The following is a 24,757-nucleotide window of genomic DNA, read 5'->3' as shown; positions in this document are numbered from 1 at the left end:
CTGTCCACTGAGAAGCAACTGCAAAAAGAGCCGGGCCCCTGCTCACTTGGGTGCCCGCTCTTGCTCATTCATCGGGCGGCCGTTTGGCCGCCGGGATCAACGCTCGCTGAGAGGCGTCACCTTGCGTGGCTCAACCCCAACATAGTCGGCACTCGGGCGGATAATGCGGTTGTTGGCGCGCTGCTCCATCACGTGTGCGGCCCAGCCGGTGAGGCGGGAGCAAACGAAGATGGGAGTAAACAGCTTGGTGGGGATCCCCATGAAGTGATAGGCACTGGCGTGGAAGAAGTCGGCGTTACAGAAGAGTTTCTTCTCTTCCCACATCAGGGCTTCACAGGCGACAGAAACGCGATAGAGGCGATCATCACCATATTCCTGCGCCAGCTTTTCCGACCACTCTTTGATGATCACGTTGCGGGGGTCAGACTCACGGTAGATGGCGTGACCAAAGCCCATGATCTTCTCTTTGCGCTCCAGCTTGCCCTTGAGCACTTCGCGGGCATGGTCTTCATCGCGCATATCCTGAATCAGCTCCATCGCCGCCTCGTTGGCGCCGCCGTGCAGAGGGCCGCGCAGTGAGCCAATGGCGCCTGTGATGCAGGAATGCATGTCAGACAGGGTAGAGGCACAAACCCGGGCGGTGAAGGTAGAGGCGTTGAATTCGTGCTCGGCGTAGAGGATCAGTGACACATCCATAACTCGGGCATGCAGGGTAGATGGAGCTTCGCCGTGCAGCAGGTGCAGGAAGTGGGCGCCTATCTGGTCGTCATGGGTTTCTGTGTCTATACGCACGCCGTCATGGCTGTAGCGATACCAGTAACAGATGATGGAAGGAAATGCCGCCAGCAGACGGTCGGCCACTTCACTCTGCTCGGAGAAATCTTTTTCGGTTTCCAGGTTACCCAGCATGGAGCAACCGGTACGCATAACGTCCATGGGGTGGGCATCGGCCGGGATCCGCTCCAGCACTTCTTTCAATGCCTGTGGTAGGCCGCGCATGCCTTTGAGTTTCTGACGATAGGCCGCCAGTTGAGTTTCGGTGGGCAGTTCGCCGTAGAGGATCAGATAGGCCACTTCCTCGAAGCTGACGTTTTCGGCCAGATCTTTAACGTCATAGCCGCGGTAGGTCAGGCCTGAGCCGGACTTACCGACTGTGCTCAGTGAAGTTTCGCCTGCGCTTTGGCCGCGTAATCCGGCGCCGCTCAGTTTCTTGTCAGTCATAATGCATTCCCTCTTCCGTTACACTCTTGTCAATTTGTTGGCCAGCCATGGCTGGTCTGGTATGCGGTTGCCTTTTTCAGCGCTCTGGGGCGCAGTGTAGGGCGGCAACCCCGGGTGTTTCATGGGGCAAACCCTGCAACCGGCGCGTCTGCGCCGGTCAATCATCCCTGGATCCAGCCATTACTTTTGGCTGAACAGCTCATCGAGCTTGGTTTCGTAGTGGTGGTAGCCGAGGAACTTATACAGCTCTTCACGGGTTTGCATGGCATCGACCACATTGCGTTGATGACCGTCGGCCATCAGTGCCTGCATCACTTTCAGGGCGGCCAGGTTGGCGGCGCGGAAGGTGCTCAGTGGGTAGAGCACCATGTCGGCTCCGGCTTCGGCCAGTTGTTCCTTGTTGAACAGCTCTGTCTTGCCGAATTCGGTCATGTTGGCCAGGATCGGGGCGTTGACGGCCGCCTTGAATCGACGGTACTGATCCAGCTCGGTCAGCGCCTCGGCAAAGATCATGTCGGCACCCGCCTCGATATAGGCCTGGGCGCGTTCGATACCTGCATCCAGTCCTTCCACGGCAACCGCGTCTGTGCGGGCCATGATGACGAAGTTCTCATCTGTGCGGGCATCCACAGCGGCCTTGATACGGTCAACCATCTCTTCGGTGCTGACCACGGCCTTGTTGGGTCTGTGACCGCAGCGCTTCTGTGACACCTGATCTTCCATATGCACGGCGGCAACACCGGCCTTTTCAAACTCCTTGATGGTGCGGGCAATGTTGAAGGCGCCGCCCCAGCCTGTGTCTATGTCGACCAGCAACGGCAGTTCGGTGGCCGATGTGATACGGCTGGCATCGATCAGCACATCGTTCATTGAGGTCATGCCGAGATCCGGCAGGCCGTAAGAGGCGTTGGCGACACCGGCACCGGAAAGGTACAGGGCCTGAACACCGGATTGCTCGGCCATCAGGGCGAAATAGGCATTGGTGGTTCCCACGATTTGAAGCGGCTTGGCCTTGGCCAGAGCCTGGCGGAATCTGAGTCCTGCGCTGCGAGTCATCTGCTTGCTTCCTTATATTGAGTCCAGGGCGGCATGCTCCGCCTGAAGCTGTTTGAGTCTGAGTTCGGTATTGCGCCGTCCCTGTTCGATATGACGGCGCATCAGCAAGCCGGCCAGTTCGGCATCGCGCTGGGCTATGGCTTCGACTATGCGTCTGTGCTCGGCGATGGCTTTGACCGGGCGGTTCTTATTGGTGCATTGATAGCGATACATTCTCAGCAGGTGATATAAGCCGCCGATCAGGGTTTCCTGCAGGTGCTTGTTACCGCTGGCGCGGATGATCTGGTAGTGAAAGTCCACATCACCCTCTTCCTGAAAATAGGTATCGCCTTCTGCCAGCGCCGCTTCCTGACGGGCCAGCAGTTGCCACAACTGGTTGAGCTGCTCATCGGTTATCCGTTTGGCGGCCAGTTCACAGGCCATGGCTTCCAGCGTGCTGCGCAGTTCGTAGAGGTCGTTGAGTTCGGCCACAGTCATGGCGGCGACTCTGGCACCTACATGGGGGATGCGTACCACTAGGCGCTGTCGCTCGAGGAGCTGCAATGCCTCACGGGTTGGACCGCGGCTGATACCGTACTTGAGTGCCAGCGCCTGCTCGTTGATCTTGCTGCCGGGGGCCAGCTCACCCTTGATGATGCTGGTCTGAATTTGCACCAGGATCTGATCCACCAGGGTACTGCTCTTCTCCGAAGTGGTTTTATCGACGCTGTTTTTGTCCAACACAGGTGCCTGAGTCACTGGTTAAGTTTCGCTCGATTGTTGACTATGGTTCGACATTAGATGTGATCTAGGTCATTGTCAACAATCCGCTTACCTAGACGTAAGTCTAATATTTTGTGGTGTTTGCTCTTTAAATTTTTACTAAACAAGGTCTTAGCTATTGTTTTAAAACTTGCTGTTAGCATGGGTTTACACTTGCTATTGCAACTATTGTCGACAATCTTGTTTTAAACAGTTTTCTTAATGGGCGACTGATAGAATGCTTCCTTGTCAGCGGCAGACAAGGAAAAGAAGGAAGCTCGTTATCCGTCGCAGTGTCCCAGACCCTGGGCCGTTAAACCGAGAACATGAGTCACTGCCAATTAGGCGAGGGTGGTTCCCCGTAGCGAGTCGTCCGCGTGATGAGAGCGGCGAGAACGGCAAGAATGACAAGAGTGGGCAAAGCATGAGTGCAGAAATCATCAACACAACAAAACCGAATCGGATATTGATAAGTGCCTGTTTGTTGGGGCAAGAGGTACGCTATGACGGTGGCCATAACCTGCTTAATGATGCCAGAGTGCTGCTATGGCAGGCCCAAGGGCGGCTGGTGCCTTTCTGCCCCGAATGCGCCGGTGGCTTGCCGACACCCAGAGCACCGGCTGAACAGATACAGGGACGAGTGCTGACCTGTGACGGTGAGGATGTGACCGTGGCCTTTGAGCGAGGCGCCGAGCTGGCGCTGGCCAAGGCGCAGCAACAGCAAGTGGTTGCGGCCATTCTCAAGGCCCGCAGTCCTTCCTGTGGTAAAGGCAAGATTTACGATGGCAGTTTCTCCCGCCAACTCATAGAGGGCGACGGCGTGACCGCCGCCTTGCTGATGCGCCATGGGATTCAAGTGTTCAGCGAGTTTGAGTTGGACGCTGCCGAAAAGTATCTGACTGAATGCGATAAAAGTGCTTGAGTCGAAATGCTCAGTTTTAAAACAACAATGCCGGGCTTAGGCCCGGCATTGTTTTGTCTTGGACAATCATTGTCAGTGGCTTTTTTGTGCCAGCTTGCGGTAGTCGTCGGCGGGATGGTATTCGGCCAGTAGTTGATCGATTTGGGCATCCTTTTGTTGCCAGATGTCGTTGAGCCAGCGTTGAAATTCTACCCTGTACTCTGGCTCGCTGAAGTAGCGGACAGAATCCACCTGAGGCACGGGCAGAGCCTCGATTCGCACCACGATTTTGTGTACTTTACCCTGCATCACGGCGCCGAGAATATCTTTGGGGGCATCGGGATAAACCACAGTCATATTCAGCAAGGCATCAAACTGCTCGCCCATGGCTGACAAGGTGAAGGCGATGCCGCCGGCTTTTGGCCGCAGCAGGTGCTTGTAGGGGGATTTTTGCCGTTGCCGTTTGTCTTCGGTAAAGCGACTGCCTTCCACATAGTTGATGATGGAGGTGGGCAAGTCTTTGAATTTTTCGCAGGAGCGCCGGGTCGTTTGCAGATCCTTGCCCCTGAGCTTGGGGTTCTTCTTCAGCTTTTCCGGGCTGGTGCGATTCATAAAGGGCATGTCCAGCGCCCAGCAACCCAGGCCCATGATAGGAACATACAGCAGCTCTTTCTTGAGAAAGAATTTCAGCATGGGGATGTTGTTGCGCAGGATATAGGTCTGCGCAGCAATATCAAAGCCACTGAGGTGGTTGCTGATCAGCAGATACCAACCATCTGGCTTGAGGCTTTCAAGCCCTTGTACATCCCACTCTACCTTGGCTATCAGGTGCAGTATGCCGCCATTACAGCTGGCCCAGGCCCACATGAAACGGTTCATTAATCGGGTCATGGCGATACGGCCACTCTTCCAGGGCAGCAACAATTTGAACAGGCCGCCGATACACACCAGCGAGCCCCAAACGGCGGTGTTGATGATCAGCAGGCTCAGGCTGAGAATAAATAGCACAGGCCCGGGCAGGAAGTGTAACATCAGGAGTCCCCTTGAGAATGGTTTGCCTTGGCGGCCAGTCGCTCCAATACCTCATCCTTGTGCTGCCAGAGGGCGTTCAGCCGCTCTTGGAAGGCTTGTTTGAACTGGCGATCATTGGCGTAGTCACCTCGCATCCCCGAGTCTATCTCTTTGACCTCCAAATGGAGGTAAACCTCAGGTAGACGGCCGCTGATATAGTCCCAAAAACTGGGGATCTTGCCGGGGTAATAGATGGTGACATCCACCAGTTTATGGATCTGATCGCCCATGGCCGACAATGCAAAGGCCATGCCGCCGGCCTTGGGTCTGAGCAGGTGTTTGAACGGTGAGTTTTGCTTTTGGTGCTTGCTGGGCTGAAAGCGAGTACCTTCGACAAAGTTCATCACGCTCACCGGCTTGTGTTTGAACTTGGCACAGGCCTTACGGGTAATTTCAATGTCTTTACCCCTGAGTTTGGGGTTCTTTTTTAATTCGGCCGTGCTGTAGCGGCGCATAAAGGGAAAGTCCAGCGCCCACCAGGCCAGCCCAAGTACAGGGACATAAATCAGCTCTTTTTTCAGGAAGAACTTGAGAAAAGGGATCCGCCGATTCAGCAGTCGCTGCAGGATCAAAATATCAACCCAGCTCTGGTGGTTGGCTACCACCATATACCACTCCTGTTCAGACAGCTCCGGGAGCTCATCTATATGCATCTTCAGCGGATGAAATAGCTTTTCTATGCCGCCGTTAACACTGATCCAGGCGCTGGCACAGATGTCCAGAAAGTGGCTGCAAGAGCGTTGCAACGGCTTGATAGGAAGCAGTTTTATCAGGCTGCCCAGCAGAATTGGCAGGCTCCAAAACAGGGTGTTGATAACATAGCCGCTAAAGGCAAGACAACCTCGGATCAAGGACAACTTGGGCTCCCTCAGGATCATAAAAAGAAAAATCGACCGACTATGTTAACCGCAGTCGCCACCTGGCTTCAATCTTAAGCTGGCGTTGACAGGGAGTTAGGACCTGCTCACATAAACATTGGTACAAGAGGTTTAGCCTGCTTCAGCCGTATAAGTTGCGCCATCTATTATTCTCTGCGCTGTGCAGAAGATGGCTTGCAATGCAGTTTCTTTCAGTATCGTCCTGGGCCTTTACCCGTATGTTGCTTTGTGGCGAAACTGCGCCTGGCTCTTTAAATCCCCGGCGCATTTTTGGTGGAAGCCGGTTGACTGTCAAGCGCAACACTGATGGCGGTAAATGGGACAATCAGCGCCGTTATAGGCTAGGGCGGCACAGTGATTATGGCTGGTTAATTGATAGTGGCTTATAGGCCTGGGCAAATACTTTGGCCTAGCCGCTTGACTCTGGAGCTTACTCCAAGCTTTACACTCCTTGGTAATAACAAACAGCCCGGATAGTTACATTTGAGTTCCGAGGCATCATTTGAGCCATAGCATGAGGCACGGTTATGAGTCATTCCTGTTGTGATCCCAAACCCACTCCCGAGACTGTGAAGGCGAGGGCTAAGGACCCGGCAAATTGCACAGATAGCCAAATAGCCGGTAACGCCGTCAGTCATTCCGACGAGCATTCTGGCTGTCATTCAGCTTGTTGCCATGATCATCATGAGTCCCATCAGGCCGACTCGGCTACCGAAATAAACACTGTCCGGCTTGCTCAAGGCGAGCAGCATCAGTGGCAAATACTGGGTATGGACTGTGCCAGCTGCGCCCGTAAAGTCGAAACTGCAGTTTCCAGGGTGAGCGGCGTTTGCAGCGCCAGGGTGGTATTTGCCACCGAAAAGCTGCTGGTGGAACTGACGCCCGGCGTTTCGCCCCAAGGCATAGTCGATGCTGTGCATGGGGCCGGCTTTAAGCTTAAGCAGCAGGCCCAGGCAGGTAAGGAAGGCCCAAAACCCGGCCCGGGGAGCCGGCTTGGCAAATACTGGCAACCCAAATACTGGCAACCACTGTCACTGGCGCTGCTAATGCTGCTGGCGGCTCTGGCGCCTGCGAATATCAGCCCCGGCCTGTTCACTCTGGCTACAGTTTGGGGGCTGTTGCCTATTGCCCGCAAGGCTTGGGCTCTTATTCGCAGCGGCACCCCTTTTGCCATTGAAACCCTGATGACAGTTGCCGCCATAGGTGCCTTGTTGTTGGGCGAAACGGCCGAGGCGGCCATGGTGTTGCTTCTGTTTATGCTCGGTGAGCAGCTTGAATCGTTTGCAGCCGGGCGCGCCCGCGCCGGAGTCAGCGCCTTGATGGCATTGGTGCCGGATAAGGCATTGAGGCTGAATGATGGCCAGAGGCAAGAGGTGGCCGCCTCTGAGCTGCGCCCTGGCGACATCATAGAAGTTGCGCCTGGGGCACGCTTGCCTGCCGATGCCGAACTGCTCGATGCCTTGGCGGCATTTGATGAAAGCGCCCTTACGGGAGAATCTATCCCGGTAGAAAGGGTTAAGGGCGAACGAGTCGCCGCCGGCTGTCTGGCAGCCGACAGGCTGGTGAAGATGAAGGTTGTCTCCGAGCCCGGCAGCAACGCCATAGACCGCATCCTGCATTTGATTGAAGAGGCCGAAGGGCAGAGAGCACCGATAGAGAGATTCATTGACAAGTTCAGTCGCTGGTACACACCAGCCATCATGTTGCTGGCCTTGTTGACTGTGCTGTTGCCACCTCTGCTGTACGCCGAGCCTTGGGAGCAATGGATCTACCGTGGTTTGACACTGTTGTTGATAGGTTGCCCCTGCGCCTTGGTAATTTCGACGCCGGCGGCGGTAACCTCTGCGCTGGCGGCCGCAACCCGTCAGGGAGCCTTGATTAAGGGCGGCGCGGCATTGGAAGCACTGGCACATGTTGATACCGTCGCCTTCGATAAGACAGGCACCCTCACAGAAGGTAAACCTGAAGTTACCCTGGTGGAGAGCCTCACAGCGCAGGATGCGACCAAGTGGCTCAGGGTGGCCGCCGCCATTGAATTGGGCTCACACCACCCCCTGGCACAGGCGATAGTCAATCATGCCAAAGTGCAGCGGCTGGAACTGCCAGGCGCAGATGCTATTCGGGCCTTACCCGGTATGGGCGTTGAAGGGCGGGTCGATTCGCAAAACTGGCGACTGTTGGCCCCTTCAAGGTTGCCAAACTTAGCTCCTGAGTTGCTGCAACGCGTCACAGAACTGGAGCAGCAGGGGCAAACCCTGGTCGTACTGTGTGATGCCGAGCAGGAGCCACTTTTTCCTGTGGCCATCATTGCCCTCAGGGATCAGCTGCGCGTCGAGGCCGCCGACGCCATAGCCAAACTACGCCATCTCGGTATCGACAGCATAATGCTGACCGGTGACAACCCAAGAACCGCCAAGGCGATTGCCGAGGAGCTGGCCATCGACTGGCGCGCCGGGCTGCTGCCGGAAGATAAAGTTTCTGAGGTGGCGGCATTGGCCGAGCACCGCAATGTTGCCATGACGGGAGATGGTATCAATGATGCCCCGGCAATGAAGCGAGCCCGTATCGGTATTGCCATGGGCGGCGGAACCGATGCCGCGCTGGAAACCGCCGATGCGGCCCTGACCCATAATCAGTTGGGAGGGGTGGCGGCAATGATCCACTTGGCCAGGGCAACCCTGAGCAATATCCGCCAGAACATAGCCTTGGCGCTGGGGCTGAAGGCGATTTTTCTGGTGACCAGCTTACTGGGGATCACCGGCCTCTGGCTGGCGGTGATGGCCGATACAGGCGCAACTGTGTTGGTAACTGCCAACGCCTTGAGACTGCTTAGAAAGCGCTACTGAAATGTATTGGTGTTGATAACAATAAAAAAGAGGAAGGTACCTTAAACCTTAACACCTTCCTCTTTCAAACGGACTCAGGTTATGCCTTGTAGCATGCCATTAGTGTGTAGAGCTTGCCCTCAAAGGTATTGCTGCTGGGCCACACTGCAGTGTCTATTTGCTGAATCTTGTTGAAGCCGCACTCGTTTAACAGCTGCAGATATTCCCCATCTTGCCAAGCCTGCATCCGGCTGCCGAATCGCGTCACCTTGCCGTTTTCTTCAATCACCCAAAACAGTGTGGAACTGATTTGGAATGCCTCGTCCCAAGCATGCTCCGTCAGTAGCAGGTGGGGAGCATCGAGAAATAGGCCCTGTGACTGCCTTTGCCAGCTTGGCTCTGCCTGTCCCTGCCGTTTGACTTCATCAAAGCTGTGTACTTCCACAAGAAGTTTGCCATTCGGCATCAGCCAGTTTGCACAATGCTTGAGTAAACTCTTGGCATCCGCTGCGCTGAAAACATTCAGCTCACCGAAGGTCATCATGATGAAGTCAAACTTCTTGGTCGGCCGGTAGCTTCTGACATCCAGCAGTTGATAGTCGATATTCAGTCCAGCCGTCTGCGCTTGTTGTTGGGCGTAGGTTATAGAGGCTGGTGAGAAGTCGACGCCGGTGCAGCAAAAACCGCGTTTTGCCAGCAATTGAGTGTAAAAGCCGGGGCCACAGCCCAGATCCAGCACTTGTGCGCCAGGAACCAGCTGGCTGCAGAGCCAATCTACCTGGCGCTCAATCACCGCCAGTTTTCTACTGGCCCAATCGTGCTCCTGGGAGAGGTGGTTTTCCAGCATTCGCTGGCTGAAATCGGCATCATTCCAGGGAATTTTGCTTTCGTTCGGCAACAGCCTTATTGGCAAATGCTGGCTGATTAGCTTATTGATATTCATACATTTCCTTGCTTTTCTAAAGCTTACTTGTGTATGCGGCCTGTCATTTTGGTAAAGTTGAACCATTGGCCGTTTTCGGCGGCCATCATCTCGCGATCCCGTACGGCATAAGGGTTGTCGCATGCCAACCACTCCTGCCATGCCTGGGTGCACTGCCCGCTCTCTTCGCACAGCTCCAACTGTAAAAATGCGCTCTGTTGCCAGAGTTGCATCCACCAATCGACGGTGAAAAAGTTCATCCCGGGCTGCCACCAGGGGGCCAGCTCAGGGGCAACGTTTTGCTGCTGCGGAAATGGCTTTTTCAGCCCGGGCACCACTATGGCGACCTGGCCGCCCGGCTTGATGAAAGGGGCGAGGTGGGTGTCAAAAAACGCTGAACTGGCACCAAAGTAGTGGTAGGCATCGATGGACAAGACGGCATCAAAACTGTTTTCTGCAAATGGGGCATGTCCCGGCCGCATCTGGGTTACGTCAAAGTTTACCGCCGTGATCCTGTCTTCCAGGCCTGCGGCCTTGAATCTTGCCTGGTTGTCTTCGGCCGCTATCCAAAGATCCATGGCGGTGACTTCGAGGTTGAAGGCCTTCGCCAGATAGATGGAAGTCATGCCTGTGCCACAGGCCAAGTCCAGCACCCGCATCCCTGGTTGCAGTTGCAGTGACCGGCAGACTTCTTCGGCCAGCAGCAGGGCGTTGGGGCCTATCATGTTGCTGTTGATATAGTCACGGGAAAATAGTGTATTCATCTTTCTTTCCTCAACGCTTGTCCAGTTGGGCGCGCACATTGTGCAAGCCGGCCGTGGTTATGCGATAGGGCTGACCTTTGACAGATTTGATCAGTTTTTTGGCTTTGAGTTTTTTGAAAATGGCGAGGGTACAGTCGCAAAGAACAAGCCCTTCGCGGCTATAACATTCAACGGCTGTGACGCGACCTGAAGTGTCGCGGAAATAACAAATGCGTCCGCCTTTGGCGAGGACGTGCAGGGTACGTTGTTCCTGACGGGATATATTCATACTGGAAAAACTCGATAATCATCATGAGCAAAACATGCGGGCACTTGTCAGTGTCCACCTTTGATTTACGCGCATTGATAATCAGACCGGCCTTGGAAGGTCAGTTAACTGATTATCTGATGATTACAATCTCCAGCATCAATGCCTCAATGAGAGTTGAAAGTAGGTTTACCGCTCAATTTTTACCACTAAGGATGTTAGATGTAAATCAGCCGGTTGGGGAACTGTGATTTTAGGCTGTTGTTTGTACAGGGTTGTAACGGCAATACTAGGTCACTGATGAACCTCATGCTTTGAGTTGAAAGGCGCTCAGGTAAACGTGGATTTATTCGTTTATCTGAGCGCCTTTGCATATTTGCTGCTGGGCTCAACTCTTACGTTAGGTCGCGCGGGAACTACTCCTCGATTTGTTGGTGGCGGGTGAGGTACATGAGTATCATCATTATCAGTACCAGTAATCCGGTTCCCATCAAGAGGGCATAATCTTCCAGCTGGAGTATGGAGTAGAGTACACCGTAGAGACTTGCCAGCATGGCCGCAACTATAGCTCCCTGGCGCCGACTGCCACTGGCGCTGGCGACATAAAGCGGAATGCTGAGCAGGGGAACCGCAGCGGCTACCAGATAAGCGGTTAAAAACAGCAGGTGTTCCGACAGCGACAGCATCAATAGATAGAAGAGGCACATGGCGCCACCCACCATCAGATACTGTACTGCGCTGAGGCGTGACTTGTTACCCAGCTCGAAGATCAGCAGCAGTATGTAGGTCAGCAAAATAAAGAGTATGCCGTACTTGAGCGAACGTTCTATCTTGCCGTAGTGAGTCACGGGTTCGAATAGGGTAACACTGGCACTGATCTCTGTGAGATCCCGGCCATCACTGGCTCGGAACACCTGAGGAAAGTTACGACTCAGATGGCTTATTTGCCAGTTGGCATCAAAACCTTCAGTGCTGAGATTACGGCTGGCGGGTAGGTAACCCTGGAAGCTGGGATGTGGCCAATCGGCATGGATATCTATCTGGCTCAGTTCTGCCAGTGGCAGTACCTCCAAGCCTTCAGAACCCCTGAGGCTGAGCTGGAATGTCAGTTGGTATTCACCTTGTCTCGGATCCAGCGCTATGGTGCGATGAAAGCCGCGGCTAAGGCCGCCTGTGTTATCCAACCCTGTACCTGACATCAAGCTGGGGATGCCCTGCTCACCAGCCAGATTAAAATGACTGACAGTCTCAATAGCCTGGTTGGCTGAAACGCCAAACACCAGCCGGGCCTGGTTATAGTCAAAGCCGAGTAGGCCGGGGATATTGACCTTGGGCAATTCGAAGTTGGCCCGACCTTTGACTTGTCCCAGATACACGAGTGACTGATAGATGCCGCGATGGCGGAATTCGTGCTGCAGACCGGCATCCAGCGTTATGCCTTTGGGCAGGATCAAGAGTTCATCGCTGTAGACCTGACGACTACGGTGTTGTTTGCCGTCGATATTGTTGTCGGAGATCACTTCGTAGCGAAATGGCAGTACCAAAACCGGACCGGCCAAGGTTTGGGCATCTCCCCAGGTATGGCCGATCTCGCGCACTACTTGGCGATAGAGGCTTTCTCTGTCCTGGCTGAGATCCTGGATCATTCCTAGCGGGATCAATGACAACAGACCCACTATGGCTACTGCAAATAGCTTAAGAGTTAATTTGGATTTGAACTGAGGCAGCGCTGTTTGACTACTTTGTTTCTTCATTAGGCTTTTCAGCAGTAGATAAGCCCCGAAACCTATGGCTCCAAGCAAGGCCAGCGCTATTAGTATGAGGATAATTTGAAATATCATGAGGTATGTTCCTTTAACCTACTCGTGGCAGCATTAAAGCAGATTTGGCTGGAGATATCATGACAAGTCACTGATCAATAGTGGCAAAATTATGCCATACCAAATTGGAGCAATATTGAATGAGGTTTACTTGAATAACGCCGACAAGTGAATGGTTTCACTGTCACATTTATTGTGACAATGTGGTCATGATTGAATCATCTATAATGAGTGTGAATCGATGCTGCAGTCATTTAAAATAACCGCCTATGTGAATTGGTATGATGATTCTTATGAAATATTTCTCCAAAGCTTGTTGGTTGCCGATTTTTTTCAGTCTGCCCCTGCATGCTGAACTGGCCGATTTTGACGACTATGGGCCGCTCAAGGTCTATGCCCAGTCTCCTCTGCAGTCCAGTAGCCTGACCCCTATGTTGCGCTCTGGCTTCTCTATGGCCGAGGGACAAAAAGAGTGGTATCTGACCGGTAATATGGCCAGTGTCTGGGCCGAGACAGAAGATTATCTGGCTGACTATTATCACAACTCTCTAACAGGTGGTCTCAAGTGGCAAATCGATGACCGTTGGATGTTGGACGCCAACTATACTTGGCGTTTCAGTGGTAACAACCATTTGGATTCACTGACAATGTGGTTTCATGATGCTTTCGGTTTTGACCAGAATGGTCGCGACCATCAGCCGCGAAATCAGAACCAGATCTACTCCAAGCAACATAATGTGAATATCAGCGATTTTGGTGGTGAGACCCTAAACAATGCCTTCAATATTTATCTCGGGTATCAGTTGCTGCAGAATGAGCACCATGGCCTGTCCGTTGGGGGAAGCCTGTATTACAACTATGTAGGGTCCGGTTCTTTCGCCAATGAAAACTTTGAGCAGGCGTTGCAGCTGAATTACAGCTATCGCAACGGACGGCATAATTTCCATTCAACACTTGGCTTGAGTTTCCGTGAGGACGAAGAGGTGTTGTCTGACATGCCTTATAAGTCCAATGCTTTGATGTTAGGGCTGGGTTATGAATACCGTGTCGGTCGCCATGGCTGGATGCTGGAGTATCACAGGTACGAAGGAATGACAGAAGCGGATGATGACTTCTCTGAAGCTTCAAATGAAGCTGTGCTGGGCTACCGCTATTATTTGGACCGCAGTGCTATAGAGTTCACTGTGATTGAAAACTTCCTCAACATGGATAACAGCACGGATATCGCCTTTACTCTGGGCTATCGGCATATGCTCTAATTTAGCCGTGTTAAAACATAAGGCCGCTTTCGAACGGCCTTATCTATTCTTGGGGGGAGATATATTACTCGGCCTGCTCAGCCTTGGCTTCCAGCGCTTCGACTCTGGCCTGCAGGGCTTCCAATTTTTCTCTGGTTTTCAGTAACACGTGCTGCTGGACTTCAAACTCTTCCCGGGAGACCAGATCCAGTTTCAGCAACTGGTGTTGCAGTACTTGCTTGCTGCGTTCTTCAAACTCACCGGCAAATTGCTTCAGCCCTGAAGGCAGGTTTTCGCTCAGCTGTTTGGCCATTTCTTCGATTTTCTTGGGGTTGATCATCTCTTTAATCCACTGGCAGGTTTTAACTGATTGTAACTTATAGGCTGCATTGAACCCAAGGCTAACCTAAGGGAGATGCGAACCCGTCCCATGTGTGCTCTGTGTCGGCTTACAAACCTGGATGCAAGGAGTGGTTTGTAGCAAGTGGCCCAAGTCCTTTGCAAGAAGTATCCCTAATGGGATTTTGGGGCTGTCTCTGGCACTGATTCTGGTATGATCCCTGCCTCTAGAGTGTCCTTGTGTGAGATATAGATAACCCATGAAGCTCAATCCTGCCCAGAATGAAGCCGTCCATTATGTTTCCGGTCCCTGCCTGGTATTGGCTGGCGCCGGTAGTGGCAAGACCCGGGTTATTATCAACAAGATAGCCCACCTGGTGCAGAAGTGTGGTTATCAGGCTAAGCATATTGCCGCAGTAACCTTTACCAATAAGGCGGCGCGGGAGATGAAAGAGCGGGTGGCTCAATCCATGGGGCGCAAGGAAGCCAGAGGGCTGTGGATTTCTACCTTTCATACTCTGGGGTTGGAAATTATCAAGCGTGAACACAAGACATTGGGTCTAAAGGCCGGCTTCTCTCTGTTTGACGATCAGGACACCTTGGCGCTACTCAAAGAGCTGACCCAGGATGAGCTGCAGGAGGATAAAGATCTGCTGCGGGCGCTGGCGACCATGATCTCCAATTGGAAGGGGGGCTTAGTGATCCCGGATCACGCCCGCAAGATAGCCAAGGGTGAACAGGAGCAACTGTTTGCACTCTTGTATCAGCGTTATGCCCAGCATATGAAGGCTTACAATGCGCTGGACTTTGACGACCTTATTCTGTTGCCAACCCTATTGCTGCGGCATAACACCGATGTCAGGGCCCGTTGGCAGGCGCGGATCCGTTACCTGCTGGTGGATGAATATCAGGATACCAACACCAGCCAGTATGAACTGGTTAAATTGCTGGTGGGTGAGCGGGCGCGTTTTACTGTCGTGGGCGATGACGACCAGTCTATCTACTCCTGGCGCGGTGCCAAGCCGCAAAACCTGGTGCTGCTGGGTAAAGATTTTCCCGAGCTCAAGCTTATCAAGCTGGAACAAAACTATCGCTCCAGTCAGCGAATATTGCGGGCGGCCAATATTCTGATCGCCAACAACCCCCATGTGTATGATAAATCGCTGTTCAGTGAGCTGGCCTATGGTGAGCCGCTGCGGGTACTGTTTGCCGCCAACGAAGAGCAGGAAGCGGAGCGGGTAGTGGCCGAAATCATTCGTCACAAGTTTATGGGCAAGACCAGCTATGGGGAATACGCCATTCTCTATCGCGGGAATCACCAGTCCCGCTTGCTGGAACGGGCGCTGATGACCAACCGTATCCCCTATAAGCTCAGCGGTGGCACCTCATTCTTTGCCAGAGCCGAAATCAAGGACATCATGGCCTATCTGCGCTTGGTGGTGAATCCGGATGACGATAACGCTTTCCTGCGTATCGTTAACCTGCCCAAGCGCGGGATTGGCCCGGCAACCCTGGAAAAACTCGGGAATTTTGCCAATCAGAAACATATCTCCATGTTCGAGGCGATTTTTGCTCCTGAATTGAATCATCATCTGCCTCCGGCGGCCATGGGATCACTGTATGAGTTTGGTCGCTTCATCGTCGATACCGGTGAAATAGCTCAGCGCGGTGAGGGCGTTGATGCCATCAAGCAGTTGATCCGCAAGATCAACTACGAAGATTATCTCTATGAGACCAGCACCAGCGCCAAGGCCGCCGAGATGCGGATGAAGAACATCTCCGAACTGTATCGCTGGGTGACCGAGATGCTGGCCGGTGACGATCTGGATGAGCCCATGAGCCTGCCTGAAGTGGTCAATAGGCTTACGCTCAGAGACATGATGGAAAGAAACAATGAGGATGAGAGCGGCGATCAGGTGCAATTGATGACGCTGCACGCCTCCAAGGGGCTGGAGTTCCCCTATGTGTTTATGGTGGGAGTGGAAGAGCGGATTTTGCCGCATCAAACCAGTATAGATGAAGACAATGTCGATGAAGAGCGGCGTCTGGCTTATGTTGGCATCACTCGGGCTCAAAAGGAACTGTGGTTTATGCTCTGTCGTGAGCGACGTCAATTCGGTGAAACCATGCGTTGCGAACCCAGCCGCTTCTTGATGGAACTGCCTCAGGACGACCTTATCTGGGAAAACCGCAAGCCGCAGCAGAGTGAGCAGCAAAGGATGGAAACCGGCAAGGCCAATATTGCCAACCTACGGGATATGTTCAAGAAGTAAGGGTTAGAGCCGGTTTCAAAACACGGCTTAGGCGCAAACTTGGGTTGCCGTATCTATGGGCTTGGTGCTGTTCCCCTTGCTGCTGACGGGGTTCAAGCGATTCCCAAGAGCTTGTCCCTGGCCTGAGTTAAAGCCCATTTGTGCCAGTTGCTGCTTTTGCTCTTGGGTATTGATACCATCCAATACCAGCTCAAGTTCCAATGCGCCTGCACTTAGGTTTATTGCTTTGAGTAAACGTCTATGATGTGGGCTTTGCAGATGCGAGACTAAGCTGGCATCCAGTCTCAGCACATTCACCGGCAGAAAAGATAGGCTGACCAAAGGGCTGTAACCACTGCCATAGCCTGTGATCCCCAGAGTGACCTGCAAGCGTTTAAGTACCTCAAAGCCGTTAATATGGCTTTCCAGATCCCGGGCCAAAGCTTGTTCGTTGAAGAACAAACATAGGTCGGTAAGCGGGAACTGGCAGTTTCTCAGGCAGTTTTTCAGGCTGCGAAGTGCATGTTTATGCTTGAGGTGCTGGCTACATATGGCCAGATGTAACTTGGTGCCTGAATTGAGTTGCAGCTTGGGAAGTTCACTGTTCAGCGCTTCTATTGCGTATCTGTCCAGCTCCAGCTGTAAGTTGGCTTGCTCTGCCAAGTTGGCAAGCTGTTGTTGTTTGATTTTACCGTGTTGTGGATGGGGCCAATACAGACGCACATCCAGGGCTTGAAGCTGCCCTGTCTTGAGGTCTTGCACCGGAAAGTAACTGAGCTGGATTTGCTGGGTATCCAGGGCGGTTCTCAACTCATTTTCCAGGCTTACGTCCTGCATCAATTGCTGATGGGATTTTTCATCAAATACCACATAGCAACCCTTGCCGCGGGTTTTGGCCATGTACATGGCGGTGTCGGCATCTCGCAGAATGGACTCACTGGTGTCATCCCTGTGATGGCCGCTGACGGCTATGCCGATACTGGCGCCTGAGTTGAACTGTTTATCGGCCAGCTCATAAGGGCGTGACAGTTCTTTGAGGATCCGCTCGGCGACTTCTTTGGCATCGTCGGTTGTGCGTAACCCGTCCAGCAAAATCACAAATTCATCCCCGCCCAGACGGGCGAGAGTGTCATTGTCGCGAATACAAAACTTCAGGCGAATGGCGGTCTCCACCAGAAACTTGTCGCCTTCCAGATGCCCCAGGGTATCGTTAATCAATTTGAAACGGTCGAGATCGACGAACAAGAGTGCGAATTTATCTTGTAGATGACGGCGATTATGTTTAACTGCCTGGTTCAATCGTTCCATAAACATCAGCCTATTGGGTAGACCCGTCAGGCCATCATGTTTGGCGTCGTGTAGCAGTTGCTGCTCGGCCTTACGGCGCTGGCAGATCTCTTTCTGTAACTCTTGGTTGGTGGTGGCCAGTTCACGGGTGCGTTCCAGAATCTTTTCTTCCAGTGCTTCTTTGCTACGTTTCAGCGCCTCTGTCGCCAGCTTACGTTCGATGGCCGTGGCGATATGCTGCGACACAAAAGTCAGCAGCTCAAGATCCTTGAACTGGTAGTTCTGATGCATGCTGAAACTATAGATAGTCAGGGCACCGGCAATTTTGTCCTGAATAAATAACGGCACGCCGATCCACTGGTGCATGTTCTGTGTTTGATTCAGTTCAGGTGCCTTGCTGTAAATCTCTTTGGTGCACACCAGAGATTGGATATCGCTTTGATCCAGCAACACAGGACGTTTTAACCTGAGTAGGTATTCCACCAGTCCATCCATCAAGGGACGACACTTGGGGGCGGGATCATTGAGTTGAGAAACATAGAAGGGAAAGTGCAGCTTAGTTGCGGTTTCATCCAGCAGCGCTATGTAACAGTTGTTGGCTGGTAGCAAATGACAGAGAACCCGGTGCAGCTCGGTATAAAACTCGCGATCATCCAAGTTGGAGGAAGATAGTTCGGTTATCTCAAACAGGGACTTTTGTAGTCTCTCGGCTCGGCGTCTCTCATAGACTTCCTGTTTTAGTTTGCCATAGGCTTGGCTCAGCTCCTGGGTTCTTTGGGTGATGGCTTGTTCAAGTTGCTCATGATGCCGTAACCGTTCCATGACTCCTGCGATGTGATGACTAATAAAAGCCATCAATTCAAGCTCCATCTCGCCGTAGGAACTGGCGGGATTGTAGCTCTGTACCGCCAAGACACCAATAGCTCTGTCATTTTGCATTATGGGCACCCCAAGCCATTGGTGACAGGATGAACCTAGAGCCATGATTTCGCCGGCATCGGCCAATTCTTTTGCCTTATGTTCGTCACAAAGCAGGGGGGTGGCGGTTCGCAACACATAGCCGGTGAGACCTTGAGTCAAAATTTCAGACAGCTCTTGTTCCGGATAGAGTTCAGAAGGGTGTGAGTCTTTTTCATCGGAGAAAAATGGTAGCTCAAGATGTTGTTTCTGGGCATCGAGCAGGGAGATATAAAAGTTGTCGGCCGGGATCAATTGTTTGAGGCACTGGTGCATCCCCTGATAGAAGTTCTCCATAGAGGTAGCCTTGTTGGCAATATTGGAGATTTCCAGCAGTGCATTTTGGGTGGCTTCGGCTCGTTTATATTTGGCCGCCAGACGTCTAAGTCTGGCAACTCGTTTATTTAATCTTGAGATTTCCAGAGCCGAATGCTGATGGAAAGCGTCATCCCTAAACATGTTATCCGCCGAGGAACAAAATGATGATATCTTTGTATGGTTTTTAATCAAAGGATACAAATAACACGAAAGACAGTATTATCCAAGTCAATTTTTTGGCTGGTGTCGGATATTTGTTGTACTGTTTCAGTCAAAACTTGAGCAAACAACCGAAAAAAAGCAAATCAGGTGTAGACGCGGAGGGGAAATCCTCCTACTATATGCGGCGCTGACACGGCGGGCGCCCATAGCTCAGCTGGATAGAGCGCACCCCTCCGGAGGGTGAGGCCGAGGGTTCGAATCCTTCTGGGCGCACCAGTTTGATTCAAACGCGCCAGTCAGTGAAAGAAATATCAGTGGTGATTGTAGCTCAGTTGGTAGAGCCCCGGATTGTGATTCCGGTTGTCGTGGGTTCAAGTCCCATCAGTCACCCCACTTCTTTCGTGAAGCGAGTCAGCTTCAAATCTTACGGTGATAAGCGCAATTGGTAGCGCATCCCGGTTTGGAAACTAGAGCGGAGCAGAGGGTGACCCTCTACTTGCAAAGGTAACCAGCAACACAGTATTTCGGTGATTAGCGTAGCCTGGTTGCGCATCCCGGTTTGGAAACTAGAGCGGAGCAGAGGGTGACCCTCTACTTGCAAAGGTAACCAGCAACACAGTATTTCGGTGATTAGCGTAGCCTGGTTGCGCATCCCGGTTTGGAAACTAGAGCGGAGCAGAGGGTGACCCTCTACTTGCAAAGGTAACCAGCAACACAGTATTTCGGTGATTAGCGCAGCCTGGTAGCGCATCTGCTTTGGGAGCAGAGGGTCAGAGGTTCGAATCCTCTATCACCGACCAAATTTGATTTATCTGACTGCAAGTCAGGTAAAAGCTGGGAAGTATTCAGCAACACAGTATTTCGGTGATTAGCGCAGCCTGGTAGCGCATCTGCTTTGGGAGCAGAGGGTCAGAGGTTCGAATCCTCTATCACCGACCAAAACATTTAAGCCCCTGAGAAATCAGGGGCTTTTTGTTTTTAGCATTCAAAGCCTTCCTGTTTTCATCCTCAGGGGGCACGAGTGTCTTGGGGCTTCCTTGTCTCGACGGCTTCGCCTAAAACAAAGGCTCCCCGGAGGGAGCCCTATGTCAGTTACTCAACATTCACCGGCGGTGAAATAAAGCCTTGGTATGCTTGAGTCTTGAGTGGCGTAAAGCGCTCCAACTGACCTTTCTCTTGAATACCTGTCACTATCACATCGATTTCCAGCCCTCGGGCCACGTTCACCAGTGCGCGGCACAGTTCGCTGTTGTGCTGGTTTTCATCATATTGTGCAAAGGATTGGTCCAGCTTGACGTAAGCCGGCCGCAGGCTTTGCAGATAAGACATGGAGCCGAACTGACGGCCGAAGTGGTCTATTCCTATACTGGCACCATTGTCGCGAATTATGGTGCACAGCGCCTGACAGGCGTCAATATCGGTATAGATGGCGGCTTCCGGTAATTCAAAGGCCAAACGGTTTGCATGGCGACAGTTACGCAGGAAGTGATTGAGCCATTCATGGAACTTGGGGTCACTGATGCTGTGATGGGTGAGGTTAACCGCAATGGCTTCGGCATTCTTCTCCAGCAACTCATCTTCACTGATCTTTTCAATCAGGCAGTGGTCGAGTAAGCTACCCAGAGACAGTAGCTCAACATAAGGCATGAACTGGCCTGCATGCACCAGTTTGTCACCTATTTGTAACTGACAGAAAAGTTCCCGCTGCAGTATATTGTTAGATCCTTGATAGTGCACAGCTTGCCAACGGAAACGGAATTGTTTGCGGTTAATTGCGTCGGTAAGCTTATCGCGCCACTGCTCACGACTGAACAACTGCTGTTCGTTGGTCTCCAACCAGTGATAAACCTTGCCTTCCTTGAGGGCGATTTGCAGGGCGTTATCCGAGCGCGCCAGCAGCTCGGAACTGGTCATCTGCCCGATACGTTCGGCAATACCTATGGCGTAATCTTCATTGGGCTTACAACCCGCCTTGACCATTTCCTGGTTGGTTGTACGGATCAGGGTTTGTAGATACTTACTCAGTTGTTCACGTTCAACATTGGTGATCAAGAAAGCAAATTCATAGGCGGCGATACGGGCAATGACAGATTCACAGATTTCGCCCAACTCATGCTGCAGTTTTTCTGAAAGCAGCTTGATGGTTTCGTCCCGTACCTGATAGCCATACTTGCTGTGGACTTCTTCGAGCCAGTCGAACTTGACCATCATCAGAGCGCCGCTGCCGGGTTCACCTAGCCAACCGCCAACGCGGCCCATCATATATTGACGATTAGGCAGGTTGGATACCTGATCCACCAGATTCTTTTTCCTGAGTGCAGTGACTTCTTCATCCAGAGAACTGAAAATTTTCTTCAGCTGGGCTGACATGCTGTTAAAAGCGTTGACTACATCCCTGAGTTCCAGGGTTTTAGGCAGCGGCATATCCGGGCCGAATTCCCGTTTGGCAATGCTTTTGGCGTGTTCGGCAATGGAGTGCAGTGGACTGAGGATCCATGTCAGGCCCAGGCGCGCAAACAATATGGCGACCAAAAATAGAATTGAAAAGGCTATTAAGGTATGGCTCATAATGCGCCACAGTTCGTGATAACCAAACCCAGGGTGAGCGGTAATTTCCAGTTTGGCCAGTTGCAGCCAACCTGAAGTAATGGTGCTTTCTTTACGCAAAGGGGTAAAGATCCCCAGATTGATAAACCATTGGGGAACATCTTCGATGCGAATATTGTTATTCCAGACCTGCTGTTTGCCATCAACCAGCCAAGTTAGCTTCACCTGTTGGTAATAGCCTCCCTCGAAGATGACATTAACCATGGTTTCTGCGGTGGCGAGATCACCGGCTTCCAGTGACGGAACCAACATCAATCCCAATGAATGGCTGACATTATTGAGGTCCGACTCCATCTGCTCGGTTAGAAAGTTCTGGGTCTCATTGAATTGCACATAGCCCACACTGGCGACAACCAAGAGAAACAGCCCAAACAGTAACGAGTATATCTGTCGAAACAGTGTCATTGCTGTAGCTACTCCAGTTTTAATTTTGGCTGACGCAAGCGATCAGCCCCTAATCTGTGTCTCAGGTCATTCCACTTTTCCAAGCGAGCGGATGATCCTGCTAATACACCGCGTCCTTTCTCTTTGTTTAGCCACAATTGTTTACCGTTAAAGCTGTATACGGGGATCAGATCTCCACGTTGTGTTGCCGGTTTGAGCTCGCGATCCAGGTTGTCCAGAATAAGAGGGACAGAGGAGGGCGTCTCATAATAGGCCAGCACCATATGGTACTGATTAACACTGGTTGCTTTAACCATAGTGATGCGCATCTTGTCTTCAGGGATGCCCAACTGCAGCAGCGTGAAGTATTTGGCGATGGAGAAGTCTTCACAGTCACCGCCATTTACTCCGATAAACTCCAAAGGGGTGGCCCAGTAATTAGCCATCCCCCAGAGTTTGCTATCATCTACAAAGCGAAACAGGTTAAAGAAGTTGTTTACCTTGGTGATTTTTCCCATATCGTCCAACCCTTGTGCCTCGTCCAGTATCTTGAACCAGGCTCTGGCCCTGAGGCCAGCCCGCTCGCCATAACGTGATTCCAGCGTTTTGGTAATGCTGTTGGCGTCTAGCTGTTGGGTGGATGCGGCGTACAGGCATGACACGGCCAGAGTCGATGCCAGTACTGTGTAATGGCAGACCCTTCTGAGCAGTGAATACTGGTTGAGCCTGCCTGTCATATGGGGATATCAAGGTCCTATTTCACTTCTTGATCCACAGTGTAGATGTTCCACTTCATATCGGCCATAGTATCCTCGCCTGTTACCTCGGCGATAACCCGGCGGTTACGTTTGTGGGCCAACTGAGTGTCTGTTGGATCTACAGGTTTATCGTAGCTGTAACCTACTGCGGTTAGTCTATCGGCGGTAATGCCGAATTGATCTTCCAGCACTTTGGTTACGGCATTTGCCCGATTTTGCGATAGCTTCAGGTTGTGATCATAGCTACCGGTACGGCTACAGTGCCCTTCGATGGTCACTTTGGTGCTGGGATATTGCTTCATAAAGTCAGCAATGACACCAATTTGATCATAATACTGAGGATCTATGTAGAAGGAATCGTTGGCAAAGAGTATCTTCAACTCGGAACGCTCATTGATAGGCTTGATCTTACCACAACCATAGTTATCAATGTTGGCACCTTCGACAGTACCTGAGCAGCGTTCACGGGCCTCGATAACACCGTCTCTGTCATGATCATTGAGGTCGTTGACCTGAGCTGTTGGCTGATCCATGGATACAGTGTCGCGCATTGAGCAACCCGCCAGTATGGCGACGCTAAGCAGTGTGATAAAGAGTTTCATTATTTAACTCCTCCTTCATATTCACGCTCCCCTTTCCATACATCGGGGCGAGTGACTCTCAGCGAGTCGAGTAGTTGTCCTGTGGCATTGAGTACGCGGTATTTGGCAATCACTTCGTCATACTCGGCGGTCAGATAGTCTTTCCTGGCTTCAAACAGCTCATTCTCGGTATCCAGCAAGTCGAGCAGGGTACGCTGACCCAGGTTGAATTGCTGTGAGTAGGCGACTTGAGTGTCTTTAGCGGCAATGACATGATCGCGAATATACTGCTTCTGTGGTCCCAGGAACTCGTATGCGTTCCAGGCAAGGTTGGCGCCTTCAACCACTTCACGATAGGCGCGCTCACGGATCTCCTTCGCTTCACCTATCTTGTAGCTGGCTTCTTTTTCACGGGCTAAATCACGGCCACCGGCGAACAGGTTGTAACGAACCCTGACCATGGCAAGAATGTCATTGTTGTGACCACCGACATTTTGGCTGGCGATCCGGCTAAAGCCATCTTCACCGTCCAGGTTGTTGTTCATGTTACCTTCTACTTCCAGCGTGATCTTGGGGTAGTAGTTGGATTGAGCCGAAGATTTCTCATACTCGGCGGCGCGGATATCACTGGCGGCCGACTTGAGAATGGGATGGTGCTCCTGGGCCATCTTGATACTGGAGTCTACGTCCACCGGCAACATATCGGCATCCGGAACCGGTACTATCAAGTCTTCCGGTTGCTGATGAGTAATGCGGAAAAACTGACTCTTGGCATCTAGGAAGTTATTGCGTGCCGATACCACATTGGCATTGGCGCGAGCCAGACGACCTGTGATTTGCGATAGATCCGCGGTAGAGCCTAAACCTGAGTCAGTACGTTGCTTGATCTGTTCGTAGATGTCCTGGTGGCTCTTGAGGTTTTTCTCTGCCAGCGTCAACACCTGCTCGCTACGTATATAGTTGATATAGACCTTGGCGACATCCAGCGCCATATCTTCGGCAGCGGCAAACAGCGCCCATTGATCGGCACTGGCTTCGAAGCTGTATCTGTCGACTTCACTGCTGGTAAAGAAGCCGTCGAACAGCATCTGCTTGATGCTGACACCGAATTCGCCCCGTTTGAGTTCAATTTCATCATCCGTGGTGCCGGCCAAACGGCGTCGGGTAGCTGGACTGTCTGTGTATTCATAGCCATAACCACCGGTAATATCTACCGTTGGCATGTAGCCGGCTATGGCCTGGTTTACCTGCTCTTCACGAGCTTTGAAACGGTTAAAGGCGAGTCGTAGTTCCGGGTTGGTATCCAATGTTTGCGCTACGGCTTGTTCCAGGGTTTGACTAAACCCTGCCGTGGGCAACATCAGCCCGGTAATCGCCAGTGCCAAGGCACTGGGTTTCACCAGCCGAGTAACTTTCTTGTTCATGCTA

The 24,757-nt window shown here is 52.1% G+C and carries 19 protein-coding genes and 4 tRNA genes; 8 read left to right on the top strand and 15 right to left on the bottom strand.

Annotation, left to right across the window (positions count from 1 at the left end; all coding sequences use genetic code 11):
* Nucleotides 1-96: 96 nt before the first annotated feature.
* From prpC to WKR14_RS18805, 3 genes are all read right to left on the bottom strand, one after another.
* Nucleotides 97-1,221: a bifunctional 2-methylcitrate synthase/citrate synthase gene (prpC, locus tag WKR14_RS18815; RefSeq protein ID WP_226565125.1), complete on the bottom strand. Its 1,125-nt coding sequence runs from the start codon at nt 1,219-1,221 to the stop codon at nt 97-99.
* 180 nt (nt 1,222-1,401) lie between these two features.
* Nucleotides 1,402-2,277, bottom strand: a complete 876-nt coding sequence (gene prpB / locus WKR14_RS18810) for a methylisocitrate lyase (RefSeq protein WP_107111698.1) — start codon at nt 2,275-2,277, stop codon at nt 1,402-1,404.
* A 12-nt stretch (nt 2,278-2,289) separates the two neighbouring features.
* Nucleotides 2,290-3,000: a GntR family transcriptional regulator gene (locus WKR14_RS18805; protein ID WP_206194689.1), complete on the bottom strand. Its 711-nt coding sequence runs from the start codon at nt 2,998-3,000 to the stop codon at nt 2,290-2,292.
* Between the two features lie 442 nt (nt 3,001-3,442).
* Here WKR14_RS18805 and WKR14_RS18800 point away from each other — a divergent pair, with 442 nt between their 5' ends.
* Nucleotides 3,443-3,940, top strand: a complete 498-nt coding sequence (locus tag WKR14_RS18800; protein ID WP_109247733.1) for a DUF523 domain-containing protein — start codon at nt 3,443-3,445, stop codon at nt 3,938-3,940.
* A gap of 72 nt (nt 3,941-4,012) precedes the next feature.
* On the opposite strand, the gene WKR14_RS18795 is transcribed toward WKR14_RS18800, so the two are convergent.
* Complete coding sequence (locus WKR14_RS18795; protein ID WP_165565756.1) at nt 4,013-4,951, bottom strand: acyltransferase; 939 nt, start codon at nt 4,949-4,951, stop codon at nt 4,013-4,015.
* A complete protein-coding gene (locus WKR14_RS18790; RefSeq protein WP_224868131.1) occupies nt 4,951-5,847 on the bottom strand; it encodes an acyltransferase in 897 nt (298 codons plus the stop codon). The genes WKR14_RS18795 and WKR14_RS18790 overlap by 1 nt, the downstream gene beginning before the upstream one ends.
* A 548-nt stretch (nt 5,848-6,395) precedes the next feature.
* Here WKR14_RS18790 and WKR14_RS18785 point away from each other — a divergent pair.
* Entirely contained in the window at nt 6,396-8,714 is a 2,319-nt protein-coding gene (locus tag WKR14_RS18785; RefSeq protein ID WP_215773567.1) for a zinc/cadmium/mercury/lead-transporting ATPase, read from the top strand.
* 79 nt (nt 8,715-8,793) lie between these two features.
* Here WKR14_RS18785 and WKR14_RS18780 read toward each other — a convergent pair whose 3' ends face one another.
* From WKR14_RS18780 to creD, 4 genes are all read right to left on the bottom strand, one after another.
* Nucleotides 8,794-9,636: a class I SAM-dependent methyltransferase gene (locus WKR14_RS18780; RefSeq protein ID WP_335921710.1), complete on the bottom strand. Its 843-nt coding sequence runs from the start codon at nt 9,634-9,636 to the stop codon at nt 8,794-8,796.
* A 23-nt stretch (nt 9,637-9,659) separates the two neighbouring features.
* Entirely contained in the window at nt 9,660-10,379 is a 720-nt protein-coding gene (locus tag WKR14_RS18775) for an SAM-dependent methyltransferase (protein WP_335921709.1), read from the bottom strand.
* Between the two features lie 10 nt (nt 10,380-10,389).
* Nucleotides 10,390-10,647, bottom strand: coding sequence for a YjhX family toxin (locus WKR14_RS18770; RefSeq protein WP_208189717.1), 258 nt, complete (start codon nt 10,645-10,647; stop codon nt 10,390-10,392).
* 395 nt (nt 10,648-11,042) lie between these two features.
* Nucleotides 11,043-12,464, bottom strand: a complete 1,422-nt coding sequence (gene creD, locus WKR14_RS18765) for a cell envelope integrity protein CreD (protein WP_412503957.1) — start codon at nt 12,462-12,464, stop codon at nt 11,043-11,045.
* 275 nt (nt 12,465-12,739) lie between these two features.
* On the opposite strand from creD, the gene WKR14_RS18760 reads away from it, so the two are divergent.
* Complete coding sequence (locus tag WKR14_RS18760; RefSeq protein WP_335921707.1) at nt 12,740-13,705, top strand: DUF3187 family protein; 966 nt, start codon at nt 12,740-12,742, stop codon at nt 13,703-13,705.
* A 64-nt stretch (nt 13,706-13,769) separates the two neighbouring features.
* Here WKR14_RS18760 and ubiK read toward each other — a convergent pair whose 3' ends face one another.
* Nucleotides 13,770-14,024, bottom strand: coding sequence for a ubiquinone biosynthesis accessory factor UbiK (ubiK, locus tag WKR14_RS18755; RefSeq protein ID WP_025010065.1), 255 nt, complete (start codon nt 14,022-14,024; stop codon nt 13,770-13,772).
* A 259-nt stretch (nt 14,025-14,283) separates the two neighbouring features.
* Between ubiK and rep the strand changes: the two genes are divergently transcribed.
* Complete coding sequence (gene rep / locus WKR14_RS18750) at nt 14,284-16,296, top strand: DNA helicase Rep (RefSeq protein WP_144361372.1); 2,013 nt, start codon at nt 14,284-14,286, stop codon at nt 16,294-16,296.
* 27 nt (nt 16,297-16,323) lie between these two features.
* Here the strand turns inward: rep and WKR14_RS18745 are convergent, their stop codons facing one another.
* Nucleotides 16,324-18,978 (bottom strand): sensor domain-containing phosphodiesterase, encoded by a 2,655-nt coding sequence (locus tag WKR14_RS18745; RefSeq protein WP_101056943.1) that lies wholly within the window; start codon nt 18,976-18,978, stop codon nt 16,324-16,326.
* A 220-nt stretch (nt 18,979-19,198) separates the two neighbouring features.
* Between WKR14_RS18745 and WKR14_RS18740 the strand changes: the two genes are divergently transcribed.
* The 4 genes from WKR14_RS18740 (at nt 19,199) to WKR14_RS18725 (ending at nt 19,938) form a co-directional block, all read left to right on the top strand.
* A tRNA-Arg gene (locus WKR14_RS18740) sits at nt 19,199-19,275 on the top strand.
* Nucleotides 19,276-19,316: 41 nt separating this feature from the next.
* A tRNA-His gene (locus WKR14_RS18735) sits at nt 19,317-19,392 on the top strand.
* 330 nt (nt 19,393-19,722) lie between these two features.
* A tRNA-Pro gene (locus tag WKR14_RS18730) sits at nt 19,723-19,799 on the top strand.
* A gap of 62 nt (nt 19,800-19,861) precedes the next feature.
* A tRNA-Pro gene (locus WKR14_RS18725) sits at nt 19,862-19,938 on the top strand.
* Nucleotides 19,939-20,091: 153 nt separating this feature from the next.
* Here the strand turns inward: WKR14_RS18725 and WKR14_RS18720 are convergent.
* Genes WKR14_RS18720 through WKR14_RS18705 form a run of 4 tightly spaced genes read right to left on the bottom strand, consistent with a single transcriptional unit; the run spans nt 20,092 to nt 24,753 of the window.
* Nucleotides 20,092-22,011, bottom strand: a complete 1,920-nt coding sequence (locus WKR14_RS18720) for a bifunctional diguanylate cyclase/phosphodiesterase (RefSeq protein WP_335922183.1) — start codon at nt 22,009-22,011, stop codon at nt 20,092-20,094.
* Between the two features lie 8 nt (nt 22,012-22,019).
* The gene (locus WKR14_RS18715) at nt 22,020-22,727 is read right to left on the bottom strand and encodes a transglutaminase-like cysteine peptidase (protein ID WP_039035380.1); all 708 of its coding nucleotides are present in this window, start codon (nt 22,725-22,727) and stop codon (nt 22,020-22,022) included.
* Between the two features lie 17 nt (nt 22,728-22,744).
* Complete coding sequence (locus WKR14_RS18710) at nt 22,745-23,350, bottom strand: OmpA family protein (RefSeq protein WP_071476441.1); 606 nt, start codon at nt 23,348-23,350, stop codon at nt 22,745-22,747.
* On the bottom strand, nt 23,350-24,753 hold the full coding sequence (locus WKR14_RS18705) for a TolC family outer membrane protein (protein WP_339087084.1): 1,404 nt from the start codon (nt 24,751-24,753) through the stop codon (nt 23,350-23,352). Before WKR14_RS18705 ends, WKR14_RS18710 begins: the two co-directional genes overlap by 1 nt.
* Nucleotides 24,754-24,757: the final 4 nt, after the last annotated feature.

It is taken from the genome of Shewanella chilikensis (assembly GCF_037953065.1).
Classification (GTDB): domain Bacteria; phylum Pseudomonadota; class Gammaproteobacteria; order Enterobacterales; family Shewanellaceae; genus Shewanella; species Shewanella chilikensis.
Note: the sequence above shows the minus strand (reverse complement) of the source record. Positions and strands in the feature narration are given on the sequence as shown.

Bases quoted from the DNA above. Each gene is read 5' to 3' on its own strand.
- prpC (WP_226565125.1), bottom strand. From the start codon at position 1,221: ATGACTGACAAGAAACTGAGCGGCGCCGGATTACGCGGCCAAAGCGCA.
- prpB (WP_107111698.1), bottom strand. From the start codon at position 2,277: ATGACTCGCAGCGCAGGACTCAGATTCCGCCAGGCTCTGGCCAAGGCC.
- WKR14_RS18800 (WP_109247733.1), top strand. From the start codon at position 3,443: ATGAGTGCAGAAATCATCAACACAACAAAACCGAATCGGATATTGATA.
- WKR14_RS18795 (WP_165565756.1), bottom strand. From the start codon at position 4,951: ATGTTACACTTCCTGCCCGGGCCTGTGCTATTTATTCTCAGCCTGAGC.
- WKR14_RS18785 (WP_215773567.1), top strand. From the start codon at position 6,396: ATGAGTCATTCCTGTTGTGATCCCAAACCCACTCCCGAGACTGTGAAG.
- WKR14_RS18780 (WP_335921710.1), bottom strand. From the start codon at position 9,636: ATGAATATCAATAAGCTAATCAGCCAGCATTTGCCAATAAGGCTGTTG.
- WKR14_RS18775 (WP_335921709.1), bottom strand. From the start codon at position 10,379: ATGAATACACTATTTTCCCGTGACTATATCAACAGCAACATGATAGGC.
- WKR14_RS18770 (WP_208189717.1), bottom strand. From the start codon at position 10,647: ATGAATATATCCCGTCAGGAACAACGTACCCTGCACGTCCTCGCCAAA.
- WKR14_RS18760 (WP_335921707.1), top strand. From the start codon at position 12,740: ATGAAATATTTCTCCAAAGCTTGTTGGTTGCCGATTTTTTTCAGTCTG.
- ubiK (WP_025010065.1), bottom strand. From the start codon at position 14,024: ATGATCAACCCCAAGAAAATCGAAGAAATGGCCAAACAGCTGAGCGAA.
- rep (WP_144361372.1), top strand. From the start codon at position 14,284: ATGAAGCTCAATCCTGCCCAGAATGAAGCCGTCCATTATGTTTCCGGT.
- WKR14_RS18745 (WP_101056943.1), bottom strand. From the start codon at position 18,978: ATGTTTAGGGATGACGCTTTCCATCAGCATTCGGCTCTGGAAATCTCA.
- WKR14_RS18720 (WP_335922183.1), bottom strand. From the start codon at position 22,011: ATGACACTGTTTCGACAGATATACTCGTTACTGTTTGGGCTGTTTCTC.
- WKR14_RS18715 (WP_039035380.1), bottom strand. From the start codon at position 22,727: ATGACAGGCAGGCTCAACCAGTATTCACTGCTCAGAAGGGTCTGCCAT.
- WKR14_RS18710 (WP_071476441.1), bottom strand. From the start codon at position 23,350: ATGAAACTCTTTATCACACTGCTTAGCGTCGCCATACTGGCGGGTTGC.
- WKR14_RS18705 (WP_339087084.1), bottom strand. From the start codon at position 24,753: ATGAACAAGAAAGTTACTCGGCTGGTGAAACCCAGTGCCTTGGCACTG.